This window comes from Lentzea aerocolonigenes (assembly GCF_000955955.1).
Lineage (GTDB): Bacteria > Actinomycetota > Actinomycetes > Mycobacteriales > Pseudonocardiaceae > Lentzea > Lentzea aerocolonigenes_A.
The window spans coordinates 1-7,422 of sequence record NZ_JYJG01000343.1 but is presented as its reverse complement, the minus strand read 5'-3'; the positions used below and the strand labels follow the sequence as shown (position 1 = coordinate 7,422).

9 protein-coding genes are annotated in these 7,422 nt (G+C 68.4%); 3 read left to right on the top strand and 6 right to left on the bottom strand.

Annotation, left to right across the window (positions count from 1 at the left end):
• Nucleotides 1–1,027, top strand: a 1,027-nt coding sequence (locus tag UK23_RS36725) for a cation acetate symporter (RefSeq protein ID WP_045316370.1), incomplete at its 5' end; no start/stop codon positions are given.
• Here the strand turns inward: UK23_RS36725 and UK23_RS36720 are convergent.
• The 3 genes from UK23_RS36720 to UK23_RS36710 are packed head-to-tail and all read right to left on the bottom strand — an operon-like array spanning nucleotide 1,013 to nucleotide 2,952.
• A complete protein-coding gene (locus tag UK23_RS36720; RefSeq protein ID WP_045316369.1) occupies nucleotides 1,013–1,801 on the bottom strand; it encodes an alpha/beta fold hydrolase in 789 nt (262 codons plus the stop codon). The genes UK23_RS36725 and UK23_RS36720 overlap by 15 nt on opposite strands.
• Before the next feature lie 18 nt (nucleotides 1,802–1,819).
• Nucleotides 1,820–2,665 (bottom strand): ATP-grasp domain-containing protein, encoded by an 846-nt coding sequence (locus tag UK23_RS36715; RefSeq protein WP_045316368.1) that lies wholly within the window; start codon nucleotides 2,663–2,665, stop codon nucleotides 1,820–1,822.
• Nucleotides 2,662–2,952, bottom strand: a complete 291-nt coding sequence (locus UK23_RS36710; RefSeq protein WP_045316367.1) for a hypothetical protein — start codon at nucleotides 2,950–2,952, stop codon at nucleotides 2,662–2,664. Before UK23_RS36710 ends, UK23_RS36715 begins: the two co-directional genes overlap by 4 nt.
• 36 nt (nucleotides 2,953–2,988) lie before the next feature.
• Here UK23_RS36710 and UK23_RS36705 point away from each other — a divergent pair, with 36 nt between their 5' ends.
• Both UK23_RS36705 and UK23_RS36700 read left to right on the top strand, forming a co-directional pair.
• Complete coding sequence (locus tag UK23_RS36705) at nucleotides 2,989–4,575, top strand: DUF885 domain-containing protein (RefSeq protein WP_045316366.1); 1,587 nt, start codon at nucleotides 2,989–2,991, stop codon at nucleotides 4,573–4,575.
• A gap of 84 nt (nucleotides 4,576–4,659) precedes the next feature.
• Complete coding sequence (locus tag UK23_RS36700; RefSeq protein WP_045316365.1) at nucleotides 4,660–5,601, top strand: quinone oxidoreductase family protein; 942 nt, start codon at nucleotides 4,660–4,662, stop codon at nucleotides 5,599–5,601.
• Nucleotides 5,602–5,661: 60 nt separating this feature from the next.
• Here UK23_RS36700 and UK23_RS36695 read toward each other — a convergent pair whose 3' ends face one another.
• From UK23_RS36695 to UK23_RS52185, 3 genes are all read right to left on the bottom strand, one after another.
• Nucleotides 5,662–6,186 carry an FKBP-type peptidyl-prolyl cis-trans isomerase gene (locus UK23_RS36695; RefSeq protein ID WP_045316364.1) on the bottom strand — a complete coding sequence of 175 codons (525 nt, stop codon included), beginning with the start codon at nucleotides 6,184–6,186 and terminating at the stop codon, nucleotides 5,662–5,664.
• A gap of 103 nt (nucleotides 6,187–6,289) precedes the next feature.
• Nucleotides 6,290–6,928, bottom strand: a complete 639-nt coding sequence (locus tag UK23_RS36690; RefSeq protein ID WP_045316363.1) for an HAD family hydrolase — start codon at nucleotides 6,926–6,928, stop codon at nucleotides 6,290–6,292.
• A gap of 50 nt (nucleotides 6,929–6,978) precedes the next feature.
• The coding region (locus tag UK23_RS52185; protein WP_156213659.1) for an HNH endonuclease signature motif containing protein at nucleotides 6,979–7,422 on the bottom strand (444 nt) is incomplete at its 5' end.

The window sequence follows — 7,422 nt, the reverse complement described above, 5'->3', positions numbered from 1 at the left end:
GGTGCAGATCATCAAGGCCGTCCTGCTGGTCCTGTCGGTCTCGCTGCTGACGATCTTCCTGATCGGCAAGTTCGGCTTCGACTTCTCCGCGATGCTCGACCGCGCGACCCAGAAGTCGCCGCTGGGCGAGGCCGTCCTCTCCCCCGGTGTGAAGTACGGCGCATCGGGACTGACGAAGCTCGACTTCCTGTCCCTGGCCCTGGCCCTGGTGCTGGGCACCGCTTCGCTGCCGCACGTGCTGATGCGCTTCTACACCGTGCCGAACGCCAAGGAAGCCCGTAAGTCCGTCGTCTGGGCCACCTGGATGATGGCGATCTTCTACTCGTGCACCCTGGTCATCGGCTTCGGCGCGATGGCCCTGGTCGGCACCGACAAGATCACCGGCGCTCCTGGCGGCGAGAACTCCGCCGCTCCGCTGCTCGCGTTCCAGGTCGGTGGCACGGTGCTGCTCGGCATCGTCTGCGCCGTGGCGTTCGCCACGATCCTCGCGGTCGTCGCCGGTCTTACGTTGACGGCGTCCGCTTCGTTCGCCCACGACGTGTACGCGAACGTCATCAAGCACGGCGAGGCCGATCCGCGCGACGAGGTCCGGGTCGCCCGCATCACCGCGGTGTGCGTCGGCGTGCTCGCGATCGTCGGCGGCATCGCGGCCAACGGTCAGAACGTTGCCTTCTTGGTCGCTCTGGCCTTCGCTCTGGCGGCTTCCGCGAACCTGCCGACGTTGCTCTACTCCATGTTCTGGAAGCGCTTCAACACGCGCGGCACCCTGTGGAGCATCTACGGCGGTCTCACGTCGTGCGTGCTGCTCATCGTGTTCTCGCCCGCCATCTCGGGCGCGAAGTCGTCGGTGTTCCCGGACGCGGACTTCGCGTTCTTCCCGCTCTCGAACCCCGGCATCGTGTCGATTCCGCTGTCGTTCCTGGCCGGGTTCCTGGGCACGATCCTGAGCAAGGAACCCGCGGACCCCGCCAAGCAGAGCGAGATGGAGGTCCGCGGGCTGACCGGCATCGGGTCAGGCCTGCGCTAGCAGTTCCTCTACAGCTTTGTTGAACACGTCAACGCGTTCCAGGTTCGGCATGTGGGCGGCTCCGTCGACCACGACCAGCGCCGAACCCGGGACGCGTTCGTGCATGTACTCGGCGTCCGAGACGGGCGTGAACTCGTCGTCACTGCCGACCACGACCAACGTGGGCACGGTGATCGTGCCGAGCAGTTCGGTGTAGTCGGGCCGCTCGGCACGCCCTCGCAACGCCGCCGCCGCGCCTTCCGCCGGGGCGTTGTTCATCATCCGCGACACGTGCTCGGAGACGGGCCCGGCGTTGTGCCGCGCCACCATCTTCCACAGCACCTCGCCGGCATAACCGGCCATGCCCTCGCGCAGCAGCCGGTCGGCCATGTCGTTGCGGATCACGCGGCCCTGCGGGGTCTCGGCCTGGGCGAACGTGTCAGCCAGGATCAGGCCGCGGGTGCGTTCGCCGTACAGCCGCTGGAACTCCAGCACGATCTGCCCGCCCATCGACAGGCCGCCGAGCACGAACCGCTCGACGTTCAGGTGATCGAGCAGTGCGGCGACGTCCCCGGCGAACGCCGACAGCGGCGTCACGCCGGGAACGACCGTGGATTCACCGTAGCCGCGCAGATCGGCGGCGATCACGCGCCAGCCGGAGCCGCGGAAGTGCTCCAGCTGCGGCTGCCACATCGAGCGGTCGAACGGGTGGCCGTGCACGAGGACCAGCACGTCGTCGCCGGAGCCTGTGTCGTCATATCCGATGGTGATGCCGTTGACGGTCGCGGTGCTCATGCAGCCGACCGTAACGACTCACGCCCTCGCTGTGGACCGAATTGCCTTGCTCAGCCTGGAAGCGGCGTCCTCACCGGTGTACTTGAAGCCGAGCGTGGGCTCGGTCAGTTCCAGCTCCAGCAGCAGCGGCTCTCCATCAGCACCCGACACGACGTCCACGCGGGCGTAGAGGAAGTCCTTGCGGTCCAACGAGAGCAGCGCGGCCGCCTCGTCCAGCACACGGTCCGCGAGCGAGCGCTGGGCCTCGGTCGGCTCGATGCCGCGCAGCTTCTCCTCGACGTACAGCCCGGACTCCGACTCGGCCAGGCCCTGCGCCAACATCGGTCCTTTGTGGAACGAGTGGGAGTACTCGCCGGCGAAGAACACCAGCGCGGTCTCGCCATGAGCGTCCACACTGGACTGGTACGGCTGCACGAGCGCTTTGACGCCAAGGGCTTCGAAGTGCGCCTGAGCCTCGGCGTGGTCGGTGAACCGTCCGGCACCCCGGGAGCCCGCACCGATCGCGGGCTTCACCACGAACTCGCCGTCCGGGAACGACGGCTTCTCCCCCGGCTCCACCACGGCGGTGGGCACGACGGCGAGACCACGCGCGGCCAGCTCGACCAGATAGGACTTGTCGGTGTTCCAGCGCACGACCGAAACCGGGTTCGCCAGCGCGGGCACGGTTTCGCACCACGCCAGGAAGTCGTCGGGCCGCTCGGTGTAGTCCCAAGTGGCGCGCAGCACCACGAGGTCGGCGTCGACCGGCGATCCCCACGGCTGCCACGAGACGTCCACGCCGTCGCGTTGCAGCGCGGAGATCAGCGCGTCCTCGTCGCCGTCACCGGAAGGCAGTGCGGCGCAGGACGCGAGCACGACCTTCATGACTGCATCTTGGCCATCTTGCGGCGGTGCGCGGGGCCGATCTTGGTGGCCGCGGTGGTCTCGCGGTCCCATTCGGCCTGCTCGACGTTGTCGACCGCCTCGACGGCCTTGGTGGCGGCCTCGACGTCCTTGGCCATCACGTCGCCCATGGCGCCGTCCGCGCCGACCAGCACGATCCGCGCGCCGGAACGGCCGATCGGTTCCACGACGGCCCTGACCGCGGTGCCCGGCTTGCCGTGGGCCTGCACGAACTCGGCGATGCGCTTCTGAGTGGTTTGATCAGACACCCCCACACTGTAAAACCAGCGAGTAGGTTCGGTCGGGTGACCACCGACACGCTCGCGTCGTTCCTCTCGTGGTACTTCGACCACCACCCCGCCCACGCGGCGCAGGTCGGCTCACTCGATCACTACTCGACGTTCGGGGACTTCACGGCCAGCGCGTTCGAGCAGCGGGCCAGGGACAAGGGCGAGTGGCTCGCACGGCTGGAGGCGTTGCCGCGCTCGGTGGACCGCGATCTGGCGCTGTCGGTGCTGCGTGGCGCGCTCGCGATGGAGACGTGGCCGTCGTGGCGGCGCGACCCGCACGAGTACTCGGGGATGGTCTTCTTCGGACTGCTCTCGCCGTTCCTGCACCGGCTGCTGTCAGAGGAGGAACTGGTCGCGGCCGCGATCGCGAAGCTGCGCGAGGTGCCGTCGGTGTTCGCCGCGGCGGAAGCGAACCTCGACGCGTCGCTGGCGTCGCCGCTCGTGGTGCAGCGGGCGATGGAGCAGGTGCGGACGGGCCGGTCGTTCGTGCTCGACTCGCTGCCGCTGGAGGTGCGGTCAGCGGAACTCCGCGCGCAACTGGTCGAGGCCGCCGGTCCCGCCGCCGAGGCGTTCGACCGGCACGCGGCGTTCTTGCAGGACCTCGGTCTGCGGGCGAGCGGCGACTGGCGGATGGGCGAGAAGCTCTACTCGACGTTGTTGCAGGACAAGGAAATGCTCGGCTACGGCGCGCCCGAGCTGCACCAGCGCGGCCAGGACGCCTACGCGTCGCTCGAGGCCGAGCTGATCGAACTCGCGGGCTCGCCGGACTGGCGCACGGTCATGAGCTCGCTGCAGGACGACCACCCGCCCACGCTGGAGGCGATGCGCGCGGAGTACGAGGCGGAGACTTCCCGGGCCCGTGCGGCCTTGGTCGAGCACTCGCTCGTGACGCTGCCCGAGGGCGAGGAGTGCCGCGTGGTGCCGTCGCCGCTGTTCCACCGCGCGATCATGTCCGTGGCGAGCTACCTCGGCCCGCCGCCGCTGACGTCACGACGGGCGGGCTACTTCTTCGTGCCGTTCACGCCTGACGGCGCTTCAGACGAGCAGGTCACGCACCGCCTGCGCACCAACGCGCGCCCGCAACTGCCGACGATCTCCGTGCACGAGGCCTACCCCGGCCACCACTGGCACGCGGCGTGGGTGGCGACGCAGGGTGACGCGCACCCGTTGCGGAAGGTGTTCCGGACGTCGTACTTCGCCGAGGGCTGGGCGTTGTACTCGGAGAAGCTGCTGCGCTCGGTCGGCTACTACACGACGCGCGCCTCGTTGATGGGGCACGTCGAGGCGCGGCTGTTCCGGGCGGCCCGGATGGTCGTCGACACGGCGCTGCACTGCGGTGACATGACGCCGGCCGAAGCCGAGTCGTTCATGGTGGCGCGCACGGCATTGACCCCGGGAACCGCTGTCGGCGAGGTGAAGCGGTACTGCGCGTGGCCGACGCAGGCGCCGTCGTACCTGACGGGCGCGTTGGAGATCGACCTGATCCGCGAGGAGTACCTGGCCGCGGAGCTGGGCTCGTTGCGCGACTTCCACGACCGGATCGCCGGCTCTGGCGCGCTCCCGCTCGGACTCGCCCGCCGCGTGGCGCTCGGCGAGGACTGACGGGAGGCTGTCCCAGGGGGGTGGAAGCGGGAACAACGTCGTCGCAGCTCGGGTTGACGGGGTTGAGTCGATCTAGGAGGACAGATGCCCAAGGCAGTGATGGTGCGTTCGGCCGGCGGCCCGGAGGTGCTGGAGTACTCCGACGTGCCGTCACCCGTGCCCGGTGACGGCGAACTGCTGGTGCGAGTGGGCGCGGCGGGCGTCAACTACATCGACACCTACCAGCGCAGCGGCCAGTACGCGATTCCGCTGCCCACGGCCCTGGGCCTCGAGGGCGCGGGCGAGGTCGTCGTCTCGAACTCCCCGGACTTCGCCGTCGGTGACCGCGTGGCGTGGATGACCGTGCTGGGCAGCTACGCGTCCGAGGTCGTGGTGCCGGCCGCGGCCGCGGTGCGGGTGCCGGACGGGTTGGACGTGGAACTGGCCGCGGCTTCGCTGTTGCAGGGGATCACCGCGCACTACCTGACGCACTCGACGCATGCCGTGAAGGAAGGCGACCGGGTGCTGGTGCACGCGGCCGCCGGTGGCGTCGGGTTGCTGCTGACACAGTGGTCGAAGGCTCGCGGCGCTCACGTCGTCGCGACTGTGTCCACCGATGAGAAGGAAGCGCTCGCTCGCGAAGCCGGCGCCGATGAGGTGCTGCGGTACGGGGACTTCGCGTCGCAGATCGAGAAGGTCGACGTCGTGTACGACGGCGTGGGCCGCGACACGTTCGACCAGTCGCTGGCTTCCTTGAAGCCGCGCGGTCTGCTGGCGCTGTTCGGCGCGTCGTCGGGCCCGGTGCCGCCGGTGGACCCGCAGCGCTTGAACGCCGCCGGCTCGGTGTTCCTGACCCGGCCGTCGACCGGGGCGTACCTGCTGGACCGCGCCGAGTACGACTGGCGGGCCGCGGACCTGTTCGGCGCGATCGTGGACGGGACGCTGAACATCCGGATCGGCGGCCGGTACAAGCTGGAAGAGGCCGCCCAGGCGCACACGGACCTGCAGTCGCGCCGCACCACCGGAAAGCTGCTGCTCCTGCCGTGACTTCTTTATAGGACGGCCCCCGACCAAGCGCTGGTCGGGGGCCGTTTTTGCGTCTGCGGGTCAGGCGGCGGGGGTGACCTTCACGCCGTCGATCACGAAGACGAGAGTCTCGTTCGCCTTGATGCCGTTGGTGCCCTGGCCGTAACCCTTGGCCGGCGGCACGATCAGCAGCCGCCGCCCCTTCTCCTTGAGCCCGACGATCCCTTCGTTCCAGCCGTCGATGACCGGCGCCTGTCCGACGTTCTCGACGTCGAACGGCTCGCCGCGCTCGAAGGAGCTGTCCAGCACCTTCTTGTTGGAGAAGGTCGTGAGCTGGTAGTTGACCGTGGCCGTCGTGCCCGTCTTCACCTCGGCGCCGGTGCCCGCCACCAGGTCCTTGATGATGAGCTCGTCGGTGGGCTTGCAGGCGGGGATCTCGACCTTGGGGGCCTTGCCGAAGTCACCCGTGACCTTGAAGTCGTCGGCCTTGCACGGGGCGGTCGGAGCGCCGGAGGAGGCGGTCGAGGGCTCTGCCGAGTTGCCGCAGCCGGACAGGGTGGTGGCAGCGGCTAGCGCCAGGGACGCGATGAGCAGGACGTTGCGCATGGTGGGTGAGGGTATTCGGGTGGGTGTTAGCGGGGTGTAGCAGGGCGGTTGCGCTGGCCGAGCGGGTCGGCTTGCGTAGGTGGGCGCGCGTGTCGCAGACGAGCTATGAGTTCAGGATGATTTCCTTCAACTCCGCCAGAGTCTGGATCCGATAGCTGGCCCCGGAGAAGTCCTGTCCTTTGGTGAATTCATTGTGGACGACGGCGCAGTCGACACCGGCCGCGACCGCCGAGCGCAGCCCCCGGGCCGAATCCTCGACGACCAGAGTTTCCTCCCTGCTCGCCCCCAGCCGATCCAGGCCGGTCAGGTACGGCTCCGGGTGCGGCTTGGCGAGCGTGTAGTCCTCGCGCGCAAGAACGAAGTCCATGAACTGAGTGATCCGGCGCTTCTCGTGGATGATGTCGAAATCCGCGCGCTTCGCGGTGGTCACGATGGCCATGCGGGCGAACTTCGACAGTTCGGCCAGGGTTTCGACGACGCCTTCGATCTCGATCGACTCGGTTCGCAGGTACTCCTGGTAGTAGGCGTCCCGGACCGCGCGCTGCCTGCCGATGGTCTGCTCGTCGACACCTGCTGCCTTGGCCTGGGCCCAGGTCCCCAGTCCCTGGCCCATGTCGCTGAGGTACTGATCCTCGTCCAGGACCACGCCGATCTCGGCGAGAGCGCGTGCTCCCGCCTGGAAGTACCAGAATTCGGTGTCCACCAGAACGCCGTCGTGATCGAACAGTATGTAGCGCTTCACTGCCCTCGCCCTCCTCGATCACGATAGCAGGGCCGAGCTCGCCTTCGGCTTCATGTCGGGCAGGCGAAAGCCAATTCGCGTGAACTGGTTAACACGAATTCGAGTGGCGTGTGGAGCAGGTTCCGTCTCGGTCTGCGGGTCGGGTCGAGCCACGCGGGCGCGTAGAAGACCGGTATCCCGGCCGCCATCTTCACTTCCCATTCACTGTGGTGAATCAGCGTGTGGTGCTGACGGCAGAGCAGCACCGCGTTCTCGACCGAAGTCTCGCCGCCGTCTGCCCAGTGATGAATATGGTGGCCATCGCAATGCCGTGGCGGCCGAGTGCAGCCCGGGAAGGCGCAGCCTCGGTCCCTCGCAACGAGGACTCGACGAATTCCGGCCGGGAAGCTGCGGGCTTTGCGGCCAATGTTCATCGGCTGCGACTTCTCGCCGAGCACCAGCGGGATGATGCCGGCGTTGCAGGCGAGCTGGCGGACCTGCTCGACCGGGACACG

What these genes read in the sequence shown, in the direction of transcription:
- UK23_RS36700 (WP_045316365.1), top strand. Translation starts at nt 4,660, where the DNA reads ATGCCCAAGGCAGTGATGGTGCGTTCGGCCGGCGGCCCGGAGGTGCTG.
- UK23_RS36720 (WP_045316369.1), bottom strand. Translation starts at nt 1,801, where the DNA reads ATGAGCACCGCGACCGTCAACGGCATCACCATCGGATATGACGACACA.
- UK23_RS36695 (WP_045316364.1), bottom strand. Translation starts at nt 6,186, where the DNA reads ATGCGCAACGTCCTGCTCATCGCGTCCCTGGCGCTAGCCGCTGCCACC.
- UK23_RS36715 (WP_045316368.1), bottom strand. Translation starts at nt 2,665, where the DNA reads ATGAAGGTCGTGCTCGCGTCCTGCGCCGCACTGCCTTCCGGTGACGGC.